20 protein-coding genes are annotated in these 20634 nt (G+C 57.4%); 17 read left to right on the plus strand and 3 right to left on the minus strand.

Translation table 11 applies throughout. The features are described 5' to 3' along the window. Positions 1 to 2: 2 nt before the first annotated feature. The 5 genes from ftsE to livJ all read left to right on the plus strand — a co-directional run bounded on the left by ftsE (position 3) and on the right by livJ (position 5525). Entirely contained in the window at positions 3 to 668 is a 666-nt protein-coding gene (gene ftsE / locus KGP24_RS01575) for a cell division ATP-binding protein FtsE (protein ID WP_025758973.1), read from the plus strand. Continuing rightward, positions 661 to 1716: a permease-like cell division protein FtsX gene (gene ftsX / locus KGP24_RS01580; protein ID WP_223562155.1), complete on the plus strand. Its 1056-nt coding sequence runs from the start codon at positions 661 to 663 to the stop codon at positions 1714 to 1716. The genes ftsE and ftsX overlap by 8 nt, the downstream gene beginning before the upstream one ends. A gap of 251 nt (positions 1717 to 1967) precedes the next feature. Beyond that, on the plus strand, positions 1968 to 2825 hold the full coding sequence (rpoH, locus tag KGP24_RS01585; protein WP_023334143.1) for an RNA polymerase sigma factor RpoH: 858 nt from the start codon (positions 1968 to 1970) through the stop codon (positions 2823 to 2825). 136 nt (positions 2826 to 2961) lie between these two features. Next, positions 2962 to 4227, plus strand: coding sequence for a 4-aminobutyrate--2-oxoglutarate transaminase (locus KGP24_RS01590; protein ID WP_223562156.1), 1266 nt, complete (start codon positions 2962 to 2964; stop codon positions 4225 to 4227). A gap of 197 nt (positions 4228 to 4424) precedes the next feature. Continuing rightward, a complete protein-coding gene (gene livJ, locus KGP24_RS01595; protein ID WP_205916441.1) occupies positions 4425 to 5525 on the plus strand; it encodes a branched-chain amino acid ABC transporter substrate-binding protein in 1101 nt (366 codons plus the stop codon). A 181-nt stretch (positions 5526 to 5706) separates the two neighbouring features. On the opposite strand, the gene panM is transcribed toward livJ, so the two are convergent. Beyond that, positions 5707 to 6090, minus strand: a complete 384-nt coding sequence (gene panM, locus KGP24_RS01600) for an aspartate 1-decarboxylase autocleavage activator PanM (RefSeq protein WP_223562157.1) — start codon at positions 6088 to 6090, stop codon at positions 5707 to 5709. Between the two features lie 424 nt (positions 6091 to 6514). Here panM and livK point away from each other — a divergent pair, with 424 nt between their 5' ends. From livK to ugpQ, 10 genes are all read left to right on the plus strand, one after another. Further along, positions 6515 to 7624: a high-affinity branched-chain amino acid ABC transporter substrate-binding protein LivK gene (gene livK / locus KGP24_RS01605; RefSeq protein WP_024906696.1), complete on the plus strand. Its 1110-nt coding sequence runs from the start codon at positions 6515 to 6517 to the stop codon at positions 7622 to 7624. 46 nt (positions 7625 to 7670) lie between these two features. Continuing rightward, positions 7671 to 8597 carry a high-affinity branched-chain amino acid ABC transporter permease LivH gene (gene livH / locus KGP24_RS01610; RefSeq protein WP_013099131.1) on the plus strand — a complete coding sequence of 309 codons (927 nt, stop codon included), beginning with the start codon at positions 7671 to 7673 and terminating at the stop codon, positions 8595 to 8597. Next, positions 8594 to 9871, plus strand: a complete 1278-nt coding sequence (locus KGP24_RS01615) for a high-affinity branched-chain amino acid ABC transporter permease LivM (protein WP_223562158.1) — start codon at positions 8594 to 8596, stop codon at positions 9869 to 9871. The genes livH and KGP24_RS01615 overlap by 4 nt, the downstream gene beginning before the upstream one ends. Beyond that, positions 9868 to 10635 carry a high-affinity branched-chain amino acid ABC transporter ATP-binding protein LivG gene (gene livG / locus KGP24_RS01620; RefSeq protein WP_134347329.1) on the plus strand — a complete coding sequence of 256 codons (768 nt, stop codon included), beginning with the start codon at positions 9868 to 9870 and terminating at the stop codon, positions 10633 to 10635. Before KGP24_RS01615 ends, livG begins: the two co-directional genes overlap by 4 nt. Position 10636: 1 nt before the next feature. Further along, the gene (gene livF / locus KGP24_RS01625; protein WP_008500102.1) at positions 10637 to 11350 is read left to right on the plus strand and encodes a high-affinity branched-chain amino acid ABC transporter ATP-binding protein LivF; all 714 of its coding nucleotides are present in this window, start codon (positions 10637 to 10639) and stop codon (positions 11348 to 11350) included. Between the two features lie 247 nt (positions 11351 to 11597). Beyond that, positions 11598 to 12914: a sn-glycerol-3-phosphate ABC transporter substrate-binding protein UgpB gene (ugpB, locus tag KGP24_RS01630; protein WP_223562159.1), complete on the plus strand. Its 1317-nt coding sequence runs from the start codon at positions 11598 to 11600 to the stop codon at positions 12912 to 12914. 74 nt (positions 12915 to 12988) lie between these two features. Next, positions 12989 to 13876 carry a sn-glycerol-3-phosphate ABC transporter permease UgpA gene (ugpA, locus tag KGP24_RS01635; RefSeq protein ID WP_223562160.1) on the plus strand — a complete coding sequence of 296 codons (888 nt, stop codon included), beginning with the start codon at positions 12989 to 12991 and terminating at the stop codon, positions 13874 to 13876. Beyond that, positions 13873 to 14718 carry a sn-glycerol-3-phosphate ABC transporter permease UgpE gene (ugpE, locus tag KGP24_RS01640; protein ID WP_223562161.1) on the plus strand — a complete coding sequence of 282 codons (846 nt, stop codon included), beginning with the start codon at positions 13873 to 13875 and terminating at the stop codon, positions 14716 to 14718. Before ugpA ends, ugpE begins: the two co-directional genes overlap by 4 nt. A gap of 1 nt (position 14719) precedes the next feature. Further along, positions 14720 to 15790, plus strand: coding sequence for a sn-glycerol-3-phosphate import ATP-binding protein UgpC (locus tag KGP24_RS01645; protein ID WP_223562162.1), 1071 nt, complete (start codon positions 14720 to 14722; stop codon positions 15788 to 15790). Next, on the plus strand, positions 15787 to 16533 hold the full coding sequence (gene ugpQ / locus KGP24_RS01650; RefSeq protein ID WP_223562163.1) for a glycerophosphodiester phosphodiesterase: 747 nt from the start codon (positions 15787 to 15789) through the stop codon (positions 16531 to 16533). Before KGP24_RS01645 ends, ugpQ begins: the two co-directional genes overlap by 4 nt. On the opposite strand, the gene KGP24_RS01655 is transcribed toward ugpQ, so the two are convergent. Then, complete coding sequence (locus tag KGP24_RS01655) at positions 16517 to 16894, minus strand: DUF2756 family protein (protein WP_223562164.1); 378 nt, start codon at positions 16892 to 16894, stop codon at positions 16517 to 16519. The genes ugpQ and KGP24_RS01655 overlap by 17 nt on opposite strands. Positions 16895 to 17017: 123 nt before the next feature. Between KGP24_RS01655 and ggt the strand changes: the two genes are divergently transcribed. Next, positions 17018 to 18763: a gamma-glutamyltransferase gene (ggt, locus tag KGP24_RS01660; RefSeq protein ID WP_223562165.1), complete on the plus strand. Its 1746-nt coding sequence runs from the start codon at positions 17018 to 17020 to the stop codon at positions 18761 to 18763. An 88-nt stretch (positions 18764 to 18851) separates the two neighbouring features. Here the strand turns inward: ggt and yhhY are convergent, their stop codons facing one another. Continuing rightward, positions 18852 to 19340: an N-acetyltransferase gene (gene yhhY, locus KGP24_RS01665; RefSeq protein WP_223562166.1), complete on the minus strand. Its 489-nt coding sequence runs from the start codon at positions 19338 to 19340 to the stop codon at positions 18852 to 18854. Between the two features lie 255 nt (positions 19341 to 19595). Between yhhY and KGP24_RS01670 the strand changes: the two genes are divergently transcribed. Then, a complete protein-coding gene (locus tag KGP24_RS01670; protein ID WP_223562167.1) occupies positions 19596 to 20633 on the plus strand; it encodes an oxidoreductase in 1038 nt (345 codons plus the stop codon). Position 20634 lies beyond the last annotated feature (1 nt).

The following is a 20634-nucleotide window of genomic DNA, read 5'->3' on the forward strand; positions in this document are numbered from 1 at the left end:
CAATGATTCGCTTTGAACACGTCAGCAAGGCCTATCTCGGTGGGAGACAAGCGCTGCAGGGGGTGACATTCCACCTGCAGCCGGGCGAGATGGCATTCCTGACCGGCCATTCCGGCGCGGGGAAAAGTACCCTGCTCAAGCTTATCTGTGGTATCGAGCGGCCAAGCGCCGGGAAAATCTTTTTCGGCGGCCATGAGATCAGCCGCCTGAAAAACCGCGAAGTGCCGTTCCTGCGTCGTCAGATCGGCATGATTTTCCAGGATCACCACCTGCTGATGGATCGTACCGTTTTCGATAACGTGGCGATTCCGCTGATTATTGCCGGCGCCAGCTATGACGATATCCGCCGTCGCGTCTCTGCGGCGCTGGACAAGGTCGGGCTGCTGGACAAAGCGAAGAACTTCCCGATCCAGCTCTCCGGCGGTGAGCAGCAGCGCGTGGGTATCGCCCGCGCGGTAGTGAACAAGCCTGCGGTGCTGCTGGCGGATGAACCGACCGGTAACCTGGACGATGCCCTGTCAGAAGGGATTTTGCGTCTGTTTGAGGAATTCAACCGCGTAGGGGTCACGGTATTGATGGCGACGCACGATATCGGGCTGATTTCCCGTCGTTCGTACCGCATGCTGACCCTGAGCGACGGGCATTTGCACGGAGGCCACGGTGAATAAGCGTGATGCAATGAACCAGATTCGGCAGTTCGGCAACCGGTTTGACCGTTTCCGTAAGCCGCAGGGCGGCGGTGACGGCAATCGCAACGCGCCTAAGCGCCAGAAGGCGGCGCCAAAGCCGGCTTCCCGCAAGACCAACGTGTTTAACGAGCAGGTGCGCTACGCCTTCCACGGCGCGCTACAGGACCTCAAAAGCAAACCGCTGGCGACGTTCCTGACGGTGATGGTCATCGCCATCTCCCTGACGCTGCCCAGCGTCTGCTATATGGTCTATAAAAACGTGAACCAGGCCGCGTCGCAGTATTATCCGTCCCCGCAGATCACGGTTTATCTGGATAAAGCGCTCGACGATAACGCGGCGGCCCAGGTTGTCGGACAAATTCAGGCCGAGCAGGGCGTGGAGAAGGTCAACTATCTCTCACGTGAAGACGCGCTGGGCGAGTTCCGTAACTGGTCTGGCTTTGGCGGCGCGCTGGATATGCTCGAAGAGAACCCGCTTCCCGCCGTGGCGGTGGTGATCCCGAAGCTGGATTTTCAGGGGACCGATTCGCTTAACACCCTGCGCGATCGCATCACGCGCATAAAGGGCATTGATGAAGTGCGCATGGACGACAGCTGGTTTGCGCGTCTTTCTGCCCTGACCGGGCTGGTAGGACGCGTCGCGGCGATGATTGGCGTGCTGATGGTGGCGGCGGTCTTCCTCGTCATCGGCAACAGCGTGCGCCTGAGCATCTTTGCCCGTCGCGATACCATCAACGTGCAGAAACTGATTGGTGCGACGGATGGCTTCATCCTCCGACCGTTCCTCTACGGTGGCGCATTACTCGGTTTTTCCGGCGCATTTCTTTCACTGATATTGTCAGAAATTTTGGTGATGCGGCTTTCGTCTGCCGTGACTGAAGTAGCGCAGGTTTTCGGAACGAAGTTTGATATCAGTGGCTTAGGATTCGATGAGTGTCTGTTACTGCTGCTGGTGTGTTCAATGATTGGGTGGGTGGCAGCCTGGCTGGCAACCGTTCAACATTTACGTCACTTTACTCCCGACTAATAAAAGCGTGATATAATCTTTCCCTGCACCGAGATGTTCGCTCTGCAGGGAAAGCGTCCCTGTTGTCGCTTCCCCTGTTATCATTTCCATGTCACATTTTGTGCGTAATTTATTCACCGTTGCACCTGGAACTTGTGGATAAAATCACTGTCTGATAAAAGAGTGAATGCTAATCTCGTTGCTCAAACGCTTTGGCATGGTTGTTGCCTGACGGGGACGACCTGGACCAGAAGAAACATTGAGAGGAATGAATGACCAAAGAAATGCAAACTTTAGCTTTAGCCCCTGTTGGTAACCTGGAATCCTATATCCGGGCTGCGAACACCTGGCCGATGTTAACGGCCGAGGAAGAAAAGGAGCTTGCTGAAAAGCTGCATTACCAGGGCGATCTGGAAGCAGCTAAGACGCTGATCCTGTCTCACCTGCGCTTTGTTGTTCACGTTGCTCGTAATTATGCGGGCTACGGCCTGCCGCAGGCGGACTTGATTCAGGAAGGTAACATCGGCCTGATGAAGGCTGTACGTCGCTTCAATCCGGAAGTGGGTGTGCGACTGGTCTCCTTTGCCGTGCACTGGATCAAAGCAGAAATTCACGAATACGTGCTGCGCAACTGGCGTATCGTGAAAGTCGCCACGACAAAAGCGCAGCGCAAGCTGTTCTTTAACCTGCGTAAAGCCAAGCAGCGTCTGGGCTGGTTCAACCAGGATGAAGTGGAAATGGTGGCGCGCGAGCTGGGCGTAACCAGCAAAGACGTGCGTGAGATGGAATCCCGTATGGCCGCGCAGGACATGACCTTTGATATGTCCTCCGACGACGACGCATCTGACAGCCAGCCGATGGCACCGGTTCTGTATCTGCAGGATAAAACCTCGAACTTTGCTGACGGCATCGAAGAGGATAACTGGGAAGATCAGGCCGCAAACAAGCTGACCCATGCGATGGAAGGCCTCGACGAACGTAGTCAGGATATTATCCGCGCCCGCTGGCTGGACGAAGACAACAAGTCCACGCTGCAGGAGCTGGCCGACCGCTACGGCGTTTCTGCGGAACGTGTCCGTCAGCTTGAAAAGAACGCCATGAAAAAACTTCGCGCCGCTATCGAAGCGTAATTTCCGCGAAGTATGACGAGAGCCCCTGGATGCGAATCCGGGGGTTTTGTTTTTTTATCTCCCGCTCTGGCGAATTCCCTCCCCCTGGCAAACACTTACAAATGCGCTAAGCAGGCGACTTTCTCAGGGGGACAGGGTGAAAAATAACGAACTTAACGACCGGCGTTTACAGGCGACGCCGCGCGGCATCGGGGTGATGTGTAACTTCTATGCCGAGAAAGCTGAAAACGCCACGGTGTGGGACGTGGAAGGCAATGAGTACATCGACTTCGCCGCAGGGATCGCGGTGCTGAATACCGGCCATCGCCATCCAAAAGTCATTTCCGCCATTGAAAAACAACTCCACGCGTTTACCCATACGGCGTACCAGATTGTGCCGTATGAAGGCTATGTGGCGCTTGCCGAGCGCATCAACCAGCGCGTGCCCGTTGACGGTCCGGCTAAAACGGCATTCTTCTCCACGGGGGCTGAGGCGGTCGAAAACGCGGTCAAAATTGCCCGGGCGTACACCAAACGTCCAGGTCTTATCACCTTCGGCGGCGCGTTCCACGGCCGCACCTTTATGACCATGGCGCTGACCGGCAAAGTGGCGCCGTACAAGCTCGGCTTTGGCCCGTTCCCCGGTTCGGTGTATCACGCGCAGTATCCGAATGAACTGCACGGCGTCAGCACGGCGGAAGCGTTGAAAAGCCTGGAACGTATCTTTAAAGCGGATATCGCACCCGACCAGGTCGCGGCCATTATTCTCGAACCGGTTCAGGGAGAGGGCGGTTTCAACATTGCGCCAGCTGATTTTATGCAGGCGCTGCGCGCCCTGTGCGACAACCACGGTATTTTGCTGATTGCCGACGAGGTGCAAAGCGGCTTCGCCCGTACCGGTAAGCTGTTCTCGATGGAACACCACTGCGTGAAGCCCGATCTGATCACCATGGCGAAAAGCCTGGCGGGCGGGATGCCGCTTTCGGCGGTGTCGGGCCGTGCTGAGGTGATGGACGCCCCTGCACCGGGCGGGTTGGGTGGAACCTACGCCGGAAACCCGCTGGCGATTGCCGCGGCGCATGCCGTGCTCGACGTGATTGATGAAGAGGATCTCTGTACGCGTTCGGCACATCTTGGCCATCATCTGGTGGAAGTGCTGAACAAAGCGAAGGAACATTGCCTTTATATCGCTGATATCCGCGCGCAGGGCTCGATGGTGGCAGTGGAGTTTAACGACCCGCAAACGGGCCAGCCTTCGCCAGAATTTACCCGCCAGGTGCAGGAGCGCGCGTTGCAGAAAGGGCTCCTGCTCCTGAGCTGCGGCGTCTACGGCAACGTCATTCGTTTCCTGTATCCGCTGACGATTCCTGAAGCGCAGTTCCGTAAAGCGCTGGACATTATCTCCGCCTCGCTGACACGTTAAAGCCACATGCCCGGCGAAAATCCCTGCCGGGCCTACCATTTATTCATTTCAAATTAGCTATTCCAAAATCATAAAAATCGGGTATGTTTTAGCAGAGTATGCTGAAAAAGCGCGGACAGCACACCTATAACTGACATAAAGCGCTGCACAACAACATCACAACAATCGTAATAACCATAATAATGGGGAATCTCAGGATGAACATGAAGGGTAAAGCGTTACTGGCAGGATGTATCGCGTTGGCATTCAGCACCATGGCACAGGCAGACATCAAGGTGGCTGTGGTTGGCGCAATGTCTGGTCCGGTAGCACAGTACGGCGACCAGGAATTTACCGGCGCTGAGCAGGCGGTTGCAGACATTAATGCTAAGGGCGGTATCAAAGGCGAAAAACTGCAGATCGTAAAATATGATGATGCCTGCGACCCGAAACAAGCGGTCGCGGTTGCGAACAAAGTGGTGAACGACGGAATCAAATACGTTATCGGTCACCTGTGCTCTTCCTCTACTCAGCCAGCGTCTGACATCTACGAAGACGAAGGTATTCTGATGATCACCCCGGCAGCGACCGCACCAGAGCTGACCGCGCGTGGCTACAAGCTGATCCTGCGCACCACCGGTCTGGACTCTGACCAGGGTCCTACCGCGGCTAAATACATCGTTGAAAAAGTGAAGCCGAAGCGCATTGCCATCGTTCATGACAAGCAGCAGTACGGTGAAGGTCTGGCGCGTTCAGTGCAGGACAACCTCAAGAAAGCCAATGCTGACGTGGTGTTCTTCGACGGGATCACTGCCGGTGAGAAAGACTTCTCCACCCTGGTGGCGCGTCTGAAGAAAGAGAATATTGATTTCGTTTACTACGGTGGCTACCACCCGGAAATGGGCCAGATCCTGCGCCAGGCGCGCGCTGCAGGGCTGAAAACCCAGTTTATGGGCCCGGAAGGCGTAGCGAACGTTTCTCTGTCTAACATCGCGGGTGAATCAGCCGAAGGCCTGCTGGTGACCAAACCGAAGAACTACGACCAGGTCCCTGCGAACAAACCTATCGTGGATGCCATCAAGGCGAAGAAACAGGATCCAAGCGGCGCGTTCGTCTGGACCACCTACGCGGCGCTGCAGTCTCTGCAGGCGGGTCTGAACCAGTCAGCCGATCCGGCTGAGATTGCCACCTGGCTGAAAGCGAACACGGTCCAGACCGTCATGGGCCCACTCTCCTGGGACGCGAAGGGCGACCTGAAGGGCTTTGAGTTCGGCGTGTTTGACTGGCATGCTAACGGCACGGCGACAGACGCCAAATAATTTTCCCGTCGCCTTTCGCGCCGCAGGTGCGTTGGCTGCGTTATTCAACCCCGGTCACTTACTTATGTAAGCTCCCGGGGATTTCATAACTTGCCGCCTTCCTGCAACACGAAATGCTTGGGAAAATGCGGCAGATAATGAATGTAGGCCGGGTAAGGCGCAGCCGCCACCCGGCTTTCTTTTAGCGCTTCTCCCACCCGCTCTCCTGCGCCGTAAACCCTAACGCCTGCATAAACGCCGCCATCACCCCGCGGTCTTCCACGCCCACGTCAGCCATCCACCATGAGGTCACGCTCGGGTTTTCACGGATCACTTCTTCAATTAAATACTGCCCCACACCGCGACGACGGGTGACGTCACGTACGCGCAGCGAGTCCAGCGCCCCATCGGTACCGCTGAGGGTTACGCGAACCGCAGCCAGCAGGCGCTCGTTAAAACGCGCGGCATAAATACGGTGGGTCTCATCAACACGTAGCGACGAAGGGGAATATTCCGGCCAGATCTTGCCCAGGTCGATATGATCCTGGTCGCTAAAGGTCACCAGACGCACGATAGTCAGTTTCATTAGCTGCTTGTCCAAATCAGATTGAGTAGGGGCAGTGTACTCAATTTATTCGCTCAGCGGCTTCCTCTTTTTATTCTCATTAACCAGCTGATTAGTTTTTTGGCAACGCGATGGGCAGTTTGAAAACGCATGGATCGAAAAATAAGCAGAATTTTAACCTGAATGGCAGCGATTTATTCGGCGCTTTGTACCGTTATTTTATGCTGCAAACTGCACTTTTATTTGTTTATCTCTGCCTGATTTCAGAATATTATCTTTGCTTAATCGCCTGAAAAATAGAGATTTTAGTCTGGTTTTTGACAAAAACCTGCGCTAAACCATTAAAGGCACTGGTAAAAATAGCGTTGTTCATTAAAAGTACAGAATGCTTTTTAACCATAATAAAACAAAATATAAACACGACATCACGAATGGGGATTCAGAGATGAAAAGGAACGCGAAGACGTTAATCGCGGGGATGGTCGCACTGTCGATCTCGCATGCCGCTATGGCGGAGGACATTAAAGTTGCGGTAGTGGGTGCGATGTCCGGCCCTGTTGCCCAGTGGGGTGACATGGAGTTCAACGGCGCGCGCCAGGCCATTAAAGACATCAACGCTAAGGGCGGCATCAAAGGCGACAAGCTGGTAGGCGTGGAATATGACGACGCCTGCGATCCGAAACAGGCCGTCGCGGTCGCCAACAAAATCGTCAACGACGGTATCCAGTATGTGATCGGCCACCTGTGTTCATCCTCCACCCAGCCTGCGTCCGATATCTACGAAGATGAAGGCATCCTGATGATCACCCCTGGCGCAACTAACCCAGAGCTGACCCAGCGCGGCTATCAGCACATTATGCGTACCGCCGGTCTGGACTCCTCGCAGGGGCCCACCGCCGCCAAATACATCCTCGAGACCGTTAAGCCACAGCGCATTGCCATTATTCATGACAAACAGCAGTACGGCGAAGGCCTGGCGCGCTCCGTTCAGGACGGCCTGAAAAAAGGCGGCGCGAACATCGTCTTCTTCGACGGCATTACCGCCGGTGAGAAAGACTTCTCCGCGCTGATCGCCCGTCTGCAAAAAGAGAATATCGACTTCGTTTACTACGGCGGCTATTACCCGGAGATGGGCCAGATGCTGCGTCAGGCGCGCGCCACCGGTCTGAAAACCCAGTTTATGGGGCCAGAGGGCGTGGGCAATGCCTCCCTGTCAAACATCGCAGGAGATTCTGCCGAAGGCATGCTGGTGACGATGCCAAAACGCTATGACCAGGATCCGGCCAACAAGGCTATCGTGGATGCGCTCAAGGCGCAGAAGAAAGATCCGAGTGGTCCGTACGTCTGGATCACCTATGCAGCCGTACAGTCTCTGGCTACCGCGCTGGATCGCTCCGGCAGCAAAGAACCGCTGGATCTGGTGAAAGATTTAAAAGCACACGGGGCGAACACCGTGATTGGGCCGCTGAACTGGGATGAGAAAGGCGATCTGAAGGGATTTGAGTTTGGTGTCTTTAAGTGGCACGCCGACGGTTCATCCTCGGCCGCCAAATAATTATCCCACCGCCCGGCATCACGGGCGGGTATAAAAAGGTTTGCATATGTCCGAGCAGTTTCTCTATTTCCTGCAGCAGATGTTTAACGGCGTTACGCTGGGAAGCACCTACGCGCTGATCGCCATCGGCTATACGATGGTTTACGGCATTATCGGCATGATCAACTTCGCCCACGGCGAGGTGTACATGATCGGTAGCTACGTCTCCTTTATGATTATCGCCGCCCTGATGATGATGGGCATCGACAGCAGCTGGCTGCTGGTCGCAGCCGGGTTTGTCGGCGCGATTGTGATAGCCAGCGCCTACGGCTGGAGCATCGAGCGCGTGGCCTACCGGCCGGTACGCAGCTCCAAGCGCCTGATCGCGCTGATCTCCGCGATCGGGATGTCGATCTTCCTGCAAAACTACGTCAGCCTGACCGAAGGTTCGCGCGACGTGGCGTTGCCAAGCCTGTTTAACGGCCAGTGGATTGTGGGAGCCAGCGAAAACTTCTCGGCTTCTATCACCACCATGCAGCTGGTTATCTGGGTGGTGACCTTTATTGCGATGCTCGCCCTGACGCTGTTCATCCGCTACTCGCGTATGGGACGCGCCTGTCGCGCGTGTGCAGAAGACCTGAAGATGGCGAGTCTTCTCGGCATCAACACCGACCGCGTGATTGCCCTGACTTTCGTAATTGGCGCAGCGATGGCCGCGGTGGCGGGAGTCCTGCTCGGCCAGTTCTACGGTGTGATCAACCCGTACATCGGCTTTATGGCCGGGATGAAAGCCTTCACCGCGGCGGTACTGGGCGGTATCGGCAGTATTCCGGGCGCGATGATCGGTGGCCTGATCCTGGGCGTGGCGGAAGCGCTCTCCTCGGCGTACCTGAGCACGGAATATAAAGACGTGGTGTCGTTTGCCCTGCTAATTCTGGTTCTGCTGGTGATGCCTACCGGTATTCTGGGCCGTCCGGAGGTAGAGAAAGTATGAAACCGATGCATTTTGCAATGGCACTGCTCTCTGCCGCCATGTTCTTCGTGCTGGCGAGCGTCTTTATGGGCGTCCAGTTAGGTCTGGACGGCACGAAGCTGGTAGTGGATACCGCTCCCGATATTCGCTGGCAGTGGGTGTTTATCGGCACTGCCGTGGTGTTCCTGTTCCAGCTGCTGCGCCCGCTGTTCCAGAAGACGCTGAAAAACGTCTCCGGGCCGAAGTTCGTCCTGCCGGCAATCGACGGTTCTACCGTGAAGCAGAAGCTGTTCCTCGTGGCGCTGCTGGTCGCCGCCGTGGCGTGGCCGTTTGTGGTGTCTCGCGGCACCGTGGATATCGCTACCCTGACCATGATCTACGTGATTCTCGGTCTCGGTCTGAACGTGGTGGTGGGGCTCTCGGGCCTGCTGGTGCTGGGCTACGGCGGCTTCTACGCCATCGGCGCCTATACCTTCGCGCTGCTGAACCACTATTACGGTCTCGGCTTCTGGACCTGCCTGCCGCTGGCGGGGCTGGTCTCTGCCGCTGCCGGCTTCCTGCTCGGTTTCCCGGTACTGCGCCTGCGCGGTGACTACCTGGCGATTGTCACCTTAGGCTTCGGCGAAATCGTCCGTATCCTGCTGCTGAACAATACCGAAGTGACCGGTGGCCCGAACGGCATCAGCCAGATCCCGAAACCGACCTTCTTCGGCCTGGAGTTCAGCCGTACCGCCCGCGAAGGCGGTTGGGATACCTTCAGCAACTTCTTCGGCGTGAAGTATGACCCGTCCGACCGCGTGATCTGGCTCTATCTGGTGGCGCTGCTGCTGGTGGTGATTACGCTGTTCGTGATTAACCGCCTGCTGCGTATGCCGCTGGGCCGCGCGTGGGAAGCGCTGCGCGAAGATGAGATCGCCTGCCGCTCCCTGGGCCTGAACCCGACCCGCATCAAGCTGACCGCGTTCACCATCAGCGCCGCGTTTGCCGGTTTCGCCGGAACGCTGTTTGCCGCGCGTCAGGGCTTCGTTAGCCCGGAATCGTTCACCTTTGCCGAATCCGCTTTTGTGCTGGCGATTGTGGTGCTCGGCGGGATGGGCTCGCAGTTTGCCGTTATCCTCGCGGCCATCCTACTGGTGGTCTCGCGCGAGCTGATGCGCGACTTTAACGAATACAGCATGCTGATGCTGGGTGGTTTGATGGTGCTGATGATGATCTGGCGTCCGCAGGGCTTGCTGCCGATGACTCGTCCACAGCTGAAGCTGAAACGCACTCAGGCGAAAGGAGAGCAGGCATGAGTCAGCCATTATTATCCGTTAACGGTCTGATGATGCGTTTTGGCGGCCTGCTGGCGGTCAACAATGTGTCACTGGATCTGCACAAGAAAGAGATTGTCTCCCTGATTGGCCCGAACGGCGCGGGAAAGACCACGGTCTTCAACTGTCTGACCGGCTTCTACAAGCCGACGGGCGGCACCATCATGCTGCGCGACCAGCACCTGGAAGGGCTGCCTGGCCAGCAGATCGCCCGCATGGGCGTGGTGCGTACCTTCCAGCACGTGCGTCTGTTCCGCGAGATGACGGTGATTGAGAACCTGCTGGTGGCACAGCATCAGCAGCTGAAAACCGGGCTGTTCTCAGGCCTGCTGAAAACCCCGGCTTTCCGCCGCGCGCAGGATGAAGCGCTTGACCGCGCCGCCACCTGGCTTGACCGAATTGGTCTGCTGCAGCACGCCAACCGTCAGGCAAGCAACCTGGCCTACGGCGACCAGCGTCGCCTGGAGATTGTGCGCTGCATGGTGACGCAGCCGGAAATCCTGATGCTCGATGAACCGGCGGCGGGCCTCAACCCAAAAGAGACCAAAGAGCTGGACGAGCTGATTGCCGAGCTGCGCGATAGTCACGACACTACCATCCTGCTGATTGAGCACGACATGAAGCTGGTGATGGGCATTTCGGACCGTATCTACGTGGTAAACCAGGGCACGCCGCTGGCAAACGGCACGCCGGAAGAGATCCGCAACAATCCGGACGTGATCCGCGCATACCTGGGTGAGGCATAAGATGGAAAAAGCGATGTTAACGTTCGACAAGGTAAACGCGCACTACGGTAAGATCCAGGCGCTGCACGACGTCAGCCTGCATATCAATCAGGGTGAAATCGTCACCCTGATTGGCGCCAACGGCGCGGGTAAAACTACGCTGCTCGGCACCCTGTGCGGTGACCCGCGCGCTACCAGCGGGCGGATTGTGTTTGACGGCAAAGACATTACCGACTGGCAGACGGCCAGAATCATGCGCGAGGCGGTAGCGATTGTTCCGGAAGGGCGTCGCGTATTCTCGCGTATGACGGTGGAAGAGAACCTGGCGATGGGCGGTTTCTTCGCCCACCGCGATGAATACCAGACCCGCATCAAGTGGGTGTACGAACTCTTCCCGCGCCTGTGGGAACGCCGCATCCAGCGTGCGGGCACCATGTCCGGCGGCGAGCAGCAGATGCTGGCGATTGGCCGCGCGCTGATGAGCCAGCCGCGCCTGCTGCTGCTGGACGAGCCGTCGCTCGGTCTGGCGCCGATCATCATTCAGCAGATCTTCGACACCATTGAGCAACTGCGTAAAGAGGGGATGACCATCTTCCTCGTCGAGCAGAACGCCAACCAGGCGCTGAAGCTTGCCGACCGCGGCTACGTGCTGGAGAACGGTCGGGTGGTGCTCGAGGATACCGGCGACGCGCTGCTCGCGAACGAGGCGGTGCGGAGCGCGTATCTGGGCGGCTGAGCCGTCTGTATCGCCCGGTGGCGCAGCGCTTACCGGGCCTACAGGGATCGAGTAGGCCGGGTAAGGCGTAGCCGCCACCCGGCTTTTTTAACCACTACACCCCTTCACACAACCATCATCCCCCTGACGCCTGGCTGTCACTTATCTGTAAACAAACAGTTATTTTTCTGTAATTCGAGCATGTCATGTTACCTCGCGAGCATAAAACGCGTGATATCGCGCATCCGGCACAATAAGAGAGATGACAATGACATCGTTACGACACACAGCTTTGGGTCTGGCAATCGGTCTGGCTTTTGCGACGAACGCAATGGCTGTCACCACCATTCCGTTCTGGCATTCCATGGAAGGGGAGTTGGGTAAAGAAGTTGACTCCCTGGCGCAGCGTTTCAACGACACCCATCCGGATTACAAAATTGTGCCGGTGTACAAAGGTAACTACGAGCAGAGCCTGAGCGCGGGCATTGCCGCCTTCCGTACCGGCAACGCGCCTGCACTGTTACAGGTTTATGAAGTGGGCACCGCCACCATGATGGCCTCCAAAGCCATCAAGCCGGTCTATGAAGTGTTCAAAGAAGCGGGTATCAACTTCGATGAATCCCAGTTTGTGCCGACCGTAGCGGGTTACTACACCGATTCCAAAACCGGCCATCTGCTGTCACAGCCGTTTAACAGCTCTACGCCGGTGCTCTACTACAACAAAGACGCCTTCAAAAAAGCTGGTTTAGACCCGGAGCAGCCGCCAAAAACCTGGCAGGACCTGGCGGAGTACACCGCGAAGCTGAAGGCGGCGGGGATGAAGTGCGGCTACGCCAGCGGCTGGCAGGGCTGGATCCAGATTGAAAACTTCAGCGCCTGGCACGGCCTGCCGGTTGCGACCAAAAACAACGGCTTCGACGGTACCGATGCGGTACTGGAGTTCAACAAGCCGGAGCAGGTGAAGCACATCGCGCTGCTTGCCGATCTGAACAAGAAGGGCGACTTCAGCTACTTCGGTCGTAAAGACGAATCCACCGAGAAGTTCTACAACGGCGATTGCGCCATTACCACCGCCTCGTCCGGCTCGCTGGCGGATATCCGTCACTACGCCAAATTCAACTACGGCGTGGGCATGATGCCGTACGACGCAGACGTGAAGGGCGCGCCGCAGAACGCCATTATCGGCGGGGCGAGCCTGTGGGTCATGCAGGGCAAAGACAAAGGCACCTATAAAGGCGTAGCCGAGTTCCTCGACTTCCTGGCGAAGCCGGAAAACGCTGCCGAATGGCACCAGAAGACCGGCTACCTGCCGATCACCAAAGCCGCGTACGACCTGACCCGCGAGCAGGGCTTCTACAGTAAGAACCCAGGGGCGGACATCGCGACGCGCCAGATGCTGAACAAGCCGCCGTTGCCGTTCACTAAAGGCCTGCGTCTGGGCAATATGCCGCAGATCCGCACCATCGTGGATGAGGAGCTGGAAAGCGTGTGGACCGGGAAGAAAACGCCACAGCAGGCGCTGGATTCAGCGGTAGAGCGCGGGAATCAGCTGCTGCGCCGCTTTGAGCAGTCGACGAAGTCTTAATCTTTTTCCCCTCACCCTAACCCTCTCCCTGTGGGAGAGGGCCGGGCTGAGGGGAAACCAACCTGAGCAAACCTATGTCATCATCCCGTCCGGTGTTCCGTTCCCGCTGGCTACCCTATCTTCTGGTCGCGCCGCAGCTGGTCATCACCGTTATTTTCTTTATCTGGCCTGCGGGCGAAGCGCTGTGGTACTCGGTACAAAGCGTCGATCCTTTCGGGCTCTCCAGCCAGTTTGTTGGCCTGGACAACTTCACCGCGCTGTTCCATGACAGCTACTACCTGGACTCTTTCTGGACAACGATGAAGTTCAGCGCCCTCGTAACCGTCAGCGGTCTGGTTGCCTCGCTGTTTTTCGCCGCGCTGGTGGACTACGTGGTGCGCGGCAGCCGAATTTATCAAACCCTGATGCTGCTGCCCTACGCCGTGGCTCCCGCCGTGGCCGCCGTGCTGTGGATCTTCCTGTTTAACCCCGGTCGCGGGTTAATTACCCACTTCCTGGCAGAGTTCGGCTACGACTGGAACCACGCCCAGAATAGCGGTCAGGCGATGTTCCTGGTGGTGTTCGCCTCGGTGTGGAAGCAGATCAGCTACAACTTCCTGTTCTTCTTTGCCGCGCTGAAGTCCATCCCGCGCTCGCTGGTGGAAGCCGCCGCGATTGACGGCGCAGGGCCGATTCGTCGCTTCTTCAGATTATCGCTGCCGCTGATCGCCCCAGTGAGTTTCTTCCTGCTGGTGGTTAACCTCGTGTACGCCTTCTTCGACACCTTCCCGGTGATCGATGCGGCGACTGCAGGCGGCCCGGTGCAGGCGACAACGACGCTTATCTATAAGATCTACCGCGAAGGTTTCGCCGGTCTGGATCTCTCGGCCTCCGCCGCGCAGTCCGTCGTGCTGATGTTCCTGGTCATCATCCTCACGGTGGTGCAGTTCCGCTATGTCGAAAGTAAGGTGCGCTACCAATGATTGAGAACCGTCGCGGGCTGACGATTTTCAGCCATACCATGCTGATTTTAGGGATTATCGTCATCCTGTTCCCGCTGTACGTGGCTTTTGTCGCCGCCACGCTGGACACCAAAGCCGTGTTCGACACGCCGATGACGCTGGTTCCCGGCGGCCATCTTTTCGAGAACATGAAGACCATCTGGACCCAGGGCGTGGGCGCCAACAGCGCGCCGTTCTGGCTGATGATGCTCAACAGCTTCATCATGGCGTTCGGCATTACGGTCGGCAAAATCACGGTGTCGATGCTTTCGGCCTTCGCCATCGTCTGGTTCCGCTTTCCGCTGCGTAACCTCTTCTTCTGGATGATCTTTATCACCCTGATGCTGCCGGTTGAGGTGCGTATCTTCCCGACGGTGGAGGTCATCGCCAACCTGAAGATGCTCGACAGCTACGCGGGCCTGACGCTGCCGCTAATGGCCTCGGCCACCGCGACCTTCCTGTTCCGCCAGTTTTTTATGACTCTGCCGGACGAGCTGATTGAAGCCGCGCGCATCGACGGCGCGTCGCCGATGCGCTTCTTCCGCGACATCGTGCTGCCGCTGTCGAAAACCAACCTGGCCGCGCTGTTTGTGATCACCTTTATCTACGGCTGGAACCAGTATCTGTGGCCGCTGCTGATTATTCAGGACGTCAACCTCGGCACCGCCGTGGCGGGCATCAAAGGCATGATCGCCACCGGCGAAGGCACCACCCTCTGGAACCAGGTGATGGCGGCGATGCTGCTCACCCTTATCCCACCCGTAGTCATTGTTTTAGCCATGCAGCGTGCGTTTGTCCGCGGCCTGGTCGATAGCGAGAAATAAGATGGCAGGTTTAAAATTACAGGCAGTCACCAAAAGCTGGGATGGCAAAACCCAGGTTATTCAGCCGTTAACGCTCGACGTGGCGGACGGGGAATTCATCGTAATGGTCGGCCCGTCCGGCTGCGGAAAATCCACGCTGCTGCGCATGGTGGCCGGGCTGGAGCGCGTGACGTCCGGGGATATCTGGATTGACCGCCAGCGCGTCACCGAGATGGAGCCGAAAGACAGAGGCATTGCGATGGTGTTCCAGAACTACGCCCTCTATCCGCACATGAGCGTGGAAGAGAACATGGCCTGGGGGCTGAAAATCCGCGGCATGGGCAAAGGCCATATCGACGAGCGCGTGAAGGAGGCGGCGCGCATTCTTGAGCTGGACGGCCTGCTCAAGCGCCGCCCGCGCGAGCTTTCCGGCGGACAGCGCCAGCGCGTGGCGATGGGGCGCGCCATCGTGCGCGATCCGGCGGTATTCCTCTTCGACGAGCCGCTGTCTAACCTTGATGCCAAGCTGCGCGTGCAGATGCGTCTTGAGCTGCAGCAGCTGCACCGTCGTCTGAAAACCACCTCCCTGTACGTGACCCACGATCAGGTCGAAGCCATGACCCTCGCCCAGCGCGTGATGGTGATGAACAAAGGCATCGCCGAGCAGATTGGCACTCCGGTGGAAGTGTACGAGAAACCCGCCACCCGCTTTGTGGCGAGCTTTATCGGCAGCCCGGCCATGAACCTGCTGGAAGGGCGTATCAGCAGCGCGGGCACGCACTTTGAGCTGGAAAGCGGGATGGCATTGCCGGTCAACTGGTACTATCGTGGCTACGCCGGGCGTAAGATGACGCTCGGTATCCGCCCGGAGCATATTGGTTTAACCTCTCAGGCGGACGGCGGCGTGCCGCTGGTGATGGACACGCTGGAGATGTTGGGTGCAGATAACCTGGCGCACGGTCGCTGGGGCGAGCAAAAAATGGTGGTGCGTCTGGCCCATCAGGAGCGCCCTAAAGCAGTCAGCACGCTGTGGCTTCACCTGCCGGAAAATCATCTGCACCTGTTTGACGGTGAAACAGGACAACGAGTATGAGCAACTGGCCTTATCCCCACGTCGTCGCCCACCGGGGCGGCGGTAAGCTGGCCCCGGAGAATACCCTGGCGGCGATTGACGTTGGCGCGCGCTACGGTCACACGATGATCGAGTTCGACGCGAAGCTGTCGAAAGACGGCGAAATTTTCCTGCTGCATGACGATAATCTCGAACGCACCAGCAACGGCTGGGGCGTGGCGGGTGAACTGCCGTGGCGCGACCTGCTGAAGGTGGACGCCGGAAGCTGGTACAGCGGCGAATTCAAAGGCGAACCGCTACCGCTGCTGGCGGAAGTGGCCGATCGCTGTCGTCAGCACGGCATGATGGCCAATATCGAAATCAAACCGACCACCGGCACCGGGGCGCTGACGGGCAAAGTGATTGCGCTGGCCGCGCGCGAGCTGTGGGAAGGGATGACCGCGCCGCTGCTGTCATCATTTGAAATCGATGCGCTGGAGGCCGCACAGGAGGCCGCGCCTGAGCTGCCGCGCGGGCTGCTGCTGGACGAGTGGCGCGGGGACTGGCACGAGCTGACGACCCGCTTAGCGTGTGTGTCTATTCATCTTAATCACAAGCTGCTGGACGAGGCGCGGGTGAAGATGCTGAAAGACGCGGGTCTGCATATTCTGGTTTACACCGTCAACAAACCCCAGCGTGCAGCCGAACTGCTGCGCTGGGGCGTGGACAGTATCTGTACCGATGCAATCGATCTGATTGGCCCGAACTTTAGTTCTGCTGATTAAGCATACTGCCATTCGACTGCGGCGGCAGCATATGCTGCTGTCCGCTGCCTGACGACGTCATCCCACCCAACATCCCGCCGTTTTTATTCGGCAGCGGCTGCTCGCGCACCTGCCCCTGCTGTACACGCTGGGTGTTGGCGTTCATCTGATTTTGCAGGCTTTGCTGCTGCAACTGGGTCTGCGTTTTCAACTGCTGGTTAAGCATCCCTTTCTGCTGCTGTTGCTGGCTCATCATCTCGGTTTGCATACGCTGCTGGCTGGGGATGACGTAGCCCTGCTGGTTCGGGTTGTTCATGGTGTTGAGTGGCTGTGCGAGCGCGGCAAACGGGATCAGCGCCGTAAGAATCATCAAGCGTTTCATTGTCATTTCCTCCTTTTGAGGTCTCTCTTAAGTTTACCCCTATTTCACCATGACGATGATTTTTTAGGAGTTGTGAACCAGGCTTAAGCGGGGAATATGGATCCCTTCACCTGGAGAACAATAATGATGAAACCAACGTTTTTGCGCTGGGTCGCCATCGCCGCGCTGATGGCAGGCGGTACATTTAGCGTGGCGGCCAACCCGCCAGCGGCGCCTCCGGTCTCTTACGGCGTGGAGGAAGATGTTTTTCATCCCGTGCGGGCAACCCATGGCATGGTGGCGTCGGTGGATGCGCTGGCAACAAAAGTGGGCGTCGATATTCTCAGGCAGGGCGGTAACGCGGTGGATGCAGCGGTCGCCGTCGGCTATGCGCTGGCGGTAACGCATCCGCAGGCGGGGAACCTCGGCGGCGGCGGCTTTATGATGCTGCGCACCAAAGACGGCAAAACTACCGCAATCGACTTCCGCGAGATGGCGCCTGCTCAGGCGTCCCGCGATATGTTCCTCGACGACCAGGGCAACCCTGACAGCAAAAAATCCCTGACCTCGCATCTCGCCTCCGGCACGCCGGGTACCGTCGCGGGCTTCTCGCTGGCGCTGGAAAAATACGGCACGATGCCGCTGAACAAGGTGGTGCAGCCTGCCATCAGGCTGGCGCGAGAGGGCTTTGTGGTGAATGACGCTCTGGCGGACGATCTCAAGACCTACGGCAGCGAAGTCATTCCCAATCATGAAAACAGCAAGGCCATCTTCTGGAAAGACGGTGAGCCGCTGAAGAAGGGCGACAGGCTGGTGCAGAAGAATCTCGCCAAAAGCCTGGAGCTGATTGCGGAGCACGGTCCGGACGCTTTCTACAAAGGGGCGATTGCCGACCAGATTGCGGAAGAGATGCAAAAGAACGGCGGGCTCATCACCAAAGCGGATCTGGCTGAATACAAGGCGGTGGAGCGCGAGCCGATTAACGGCACCTATCGCGGCTACGAGGTCTTTTCAATGCCGCCGCCGTCCTCCGGGGGGATCCACATCGTGCAGATCCTCAACATTCTTGAAAACTTCGATATGCACAAGTTCGGCTTCGGCAGCGCGGATGCCATGCAGGTGATGGCGGAAGCGGAAAAACGCGCCTACGCCGACCGTTCGGAATATCTCGGCGATCCGGACTTCGTGAAGGTGCCATGGCAGGCGCTGACCAACAAGGCGTATGCCAAATCGATTGCGGAACAGATCGACATCAACAAGGCCAAACCGTCGAGCGAGATCCGCCCCGGCAAGCTGGCGCCGTACGAAAGCAACCAGACCACCCACTTCTCGGTGGTGGATAAAGACGGTAACGCGGTGGCGGTGACCTATACGCTCAACACCACCTTCGGCACCGGGATTGTGGCGGGCAACAGCGGCATTCTGCTGAACAACGAGATGGATGACTTCTCCGCCAAGCCGGGCGTGCCGAACGTCTACGGGCTGGTCGGCGGCGATGCAAATGCGGTAGGGCCGAAGAAACGTCCGCTGTCGTCTATGTCGCCTACAATTGTCGTGAAAGACGGGAAAACCTGGCTGGTAACCGGCAGCCCTGGCGGCAGCCGTATTATCACTACCGTGCTGCAGATGGTGGTGAACAGCATCGACTTTGGGATGAACGTCGCCGAAGCGACCAACGCCCCGCGTTTCCATCACCAGTGGCTGCCGGACGAGCTGCGCGTCGAGAAGGGCTTTAGCCCGGATACTATTAAGCTGCTTGAGCAGCGTGGGCAGAAGGTGGCGGTGAAAGAGGCGATGGGCAGTACCCAGAGCATTATGGTGGGGCCAGACGGGGCGCTGTTTGGCGCATCAGATCCGCGTTCGGTGGATGATTTGTCGGCGGGGTATTGATGTGTTGCCGGGTGGTGGCTTCGCCTTACCCGGCCTGTGTTTTTCATTCCCTCTCCCGGTGGGAGAGGGTTAGGGTGAGGGCAACAAGCTACTTCATTCGCGCCATATAATACGCGTCTACATATTCACCGTTGCGCAGGGCAAATTTCCTGCCGGTCCCTTCGATTTCAAAGCCAAAATTTTTATAGAGCGCAACAGCCGCTGGGTTATCGGCAAAGACCGTCAGTTCGATTCGTTCGATACGCAGCCAGTTGTCGCACAGATTAACCATTTCGCTCATGAGCCTGCGGCCTACGCCGCGACCCTGCATATCCGCTGCCACGCTGATACCGAATGTGGCAACGTGGCTGCGACGCGGGTTTTCCATCACGTCCAGCGCCATGTGCCCAATGACGCGCTTTTCCAGACAGGCAACAAGATGGCGTCGGCCTGGTTTTGTCGCAACGCGTTCGTGCCACATTTCCATTGAGGGATGAGGGAGCTGTAGCGTGTCGTGATACACATCAGGATGCGACATGATGTCGCGCAAAGCTTCTGCATCGCTGGGTTCGATGTGGCGTATCACTATCTCACTCATTCCTTATTCCTCAGTCAGTTAAACGTCCTTTCCAACATCAATGACTTTAAAATTTGAGTCAACCGCTATTTTTTGCAAAAAGTATTGGACAAGTGCGAATGATAATGATTGTTATTGCTCTGCATTCAGGAAGACCCCTACGGGAACCTGAAAGCACGACATTGCTCACATTGCTTCCAGTATTACTTTAGCCAGCTTTTAGCTGGCTTTTTTTTGTTATGGTTAGACTCAGTAACCTTCCAAAAGGACTGAGCCATGACACTACATTGCGCATTTATTGGATTTGGTAAAAGTACGACCCGCTATCACCTGCCGTATGTTCTCAACCGTAAAGACAGCTGGCACGTGGCACACATCTTCCGCCGCCGCGCGAAGCCGGAAGAGCAATCCCCGCAGTATTCCCACATTCATTTCACCAGCGATCTCGACGAGGTGCTTAACGATCCGCAGGTGAAGTTGGTCATTGTCTGCACCCACGCAGACAGCCATTTTGAGTACGCGAAGCGCGCACTGGAGGCGGGTAAAAACGTGCTGGTGGAAAAGCCGTTCACCCCGACCATCGCCGAAGCGAAGGAACTGTTCGCGCTGGCGAAAAGCAAAGGGCTGACCGTCACGCCGTACCAGAACCGTCGCTTTGACAGCTGCTTCCTGACGGCGAAAAAGGCGATTGAAAGCGGCAAGCTGGGCGACATCGTGGAAATTGAAAGCCACTTCGATTACTACCGTCCGGTCGCGGAAACCCAGCCCGGCCTGCCGCAGGACGGCTCGTTCTATGGCCTCGGCGTGCACACCATGGACCAGATCATCTCCCTGTTTGGCCGCCCGGACCTCGTGGCATATGACATCCGCAGCCTGCGTAATAAAGCCAACCCGGACGACACCTTTGAAGCGCAGCTGTTCTACGGCGACCTGAAGGCCATCGTCAAAACCAGCCATCTGGTAAAAATCGACTATCCGAAATTTATCGTTCACGGCACCAAAGGCTCGTTTATCAAGTACGGCATCGACCAGCAGGAGACGAGCCTGAAGGCCAACATCATGCCGGGCGAAGCGGGTTTTGCGGCGGATGATTCCGTGGGCGTGCTGGAGTATGTGAACGATGAGGGCGTGACGGTCAGGGAAGAACGTGAACCGGAAACCGGCGACTATGGGCGCGTCTACGATGCGCTGTATGAAACACTCACAACCGGCGCGCCGAATTACGTCAAGGAATCTGACGTTCTGACCAACCTGGAAATCCTCGAGCGGGCCTTCGGGCAGGCTTCTCCTGCCACGGTAACCCTCGCGAAATAAG

The sequence above is a fragment of the Enterobacter sp. JBIWA008 genome, assembly GCF_019968765.1.
Lineage (GTDB): Bacteria > Pseudomonadota > Gammaproteobacteria > Enterobacterales > Enterobacteriaceae > Enterobacter.

Coding starts and splice junctions, on each gene's coding strand:
- KGP24_RS01615 (WP_223562158.1), top strand. CDS start 8,594: ATGAAACCGATGCATTTTGCAATGGCACTGCTCTCTGCCGCCATGTTC.
- ugpB (WP_223562159.1), top strand. CDS start 11,598: ATGACATCGTTACGACACACAGCTTTGGGTCTGGCAATCGGTCTGGCT.
- KGP24_RS01645 (WP_223562162.1), top strand. CDS start 14,720: ATGGCAGGTTTAAAATTACAGGCAGTCACCAAAAGCTGGGATGGCAAA.
- ftsE (WP_025758973.1), top strand. CDS start 3: ATGATTCGCTTTGAACACGTCAGCAAGGCCTATCTCGGTGGGAGACAA.
- livF (WP_008500102.1), top strand. CDS start 10,637: ATGGAAAAAGCGATGTTAACGTTCGACAAGGTAAACGCGCACTACGGT.
- yhhY (WP_223562166.1), bottom strand. CDS start 19,340: ATGAGTGAGATAGTGATACGCCACATCGAACCCAGCGATGCAGAAGCT.
- livJ (WP_205916441.1), top strand. CDS start 4,425: ATGAACATGAAGGGTAAAGCGTTACTGGCAGGATGTATCGCGTTGGCA.
- ugpQ (WP_223562163.1), top strand. CDS start 15,787: ATGAGCAACTGGCCTTATCCCCACGTCGTCGCCCACCGGGGCGGCGGT.
- livH (WP_013099131.1), top strand. CDS start 7,671: ATGTCCGAGCAGTTTCTCTATTTCCTGCAGCAGATGTTTAACGGCGTT.
- panM (WP_223562157.1), bottom strand. CDS start 6,090: ATGAAACTGACTATCGTGCGTCTGGTGACCTTTAGCGACCAGGATCAT.
- rpoH (WP_023334143.1), top strand. CDS start 1,968: ATGACCAAAGAAATGCAAACTTTAGCTTTAGCCCCTGTTGGTAACCTG.
- KGP24_RS01655 (WP_223562164.1), bottom strand. CDS start 16,894: ATGAAACGCTTGATGATTCTTACGGCGCTGATCCCGTTTGCCGCGCTC.
- ugpA (WP_223562160.1), top strand. CDS start 12,989: ATGTCATCATCCCGTCCGGTGTTCCGTTCCCGCTGGCTACCCTATCTT.
- KGP24_RS01670 (WP_223562167.1), top strand. CDS start 19,596: ATGACACTACATTGCGCATTTATTGGATTTGGTAAAAGTACGACCCGC.
- livG (WP_134347329.1), top strand. CDS start 9,868: ATGAGTCAGCCATTATTATCCGTTAACGGTCTGATGATGCGTTTTGGC.
- ggt (WP_223562165.1), top strand. CDS start 17,018: ATGATGAAACCAACGTTTTTGCGCTGGGTCGCCATCGCCGCGCTGATG.
- livK (WP_024906696.1), top strand. CDS start 6,515: ATGAAAAGGAACGCGAAGACGTTAATCGCGGGGATGGTCGCACTGTCG.
- ugpE (WP_223562161.1), top strand. CDS start 13,873: ATGATTGAGAACCGTCGCGGGCTGACGATTTTCAGCCATACCATGCTG.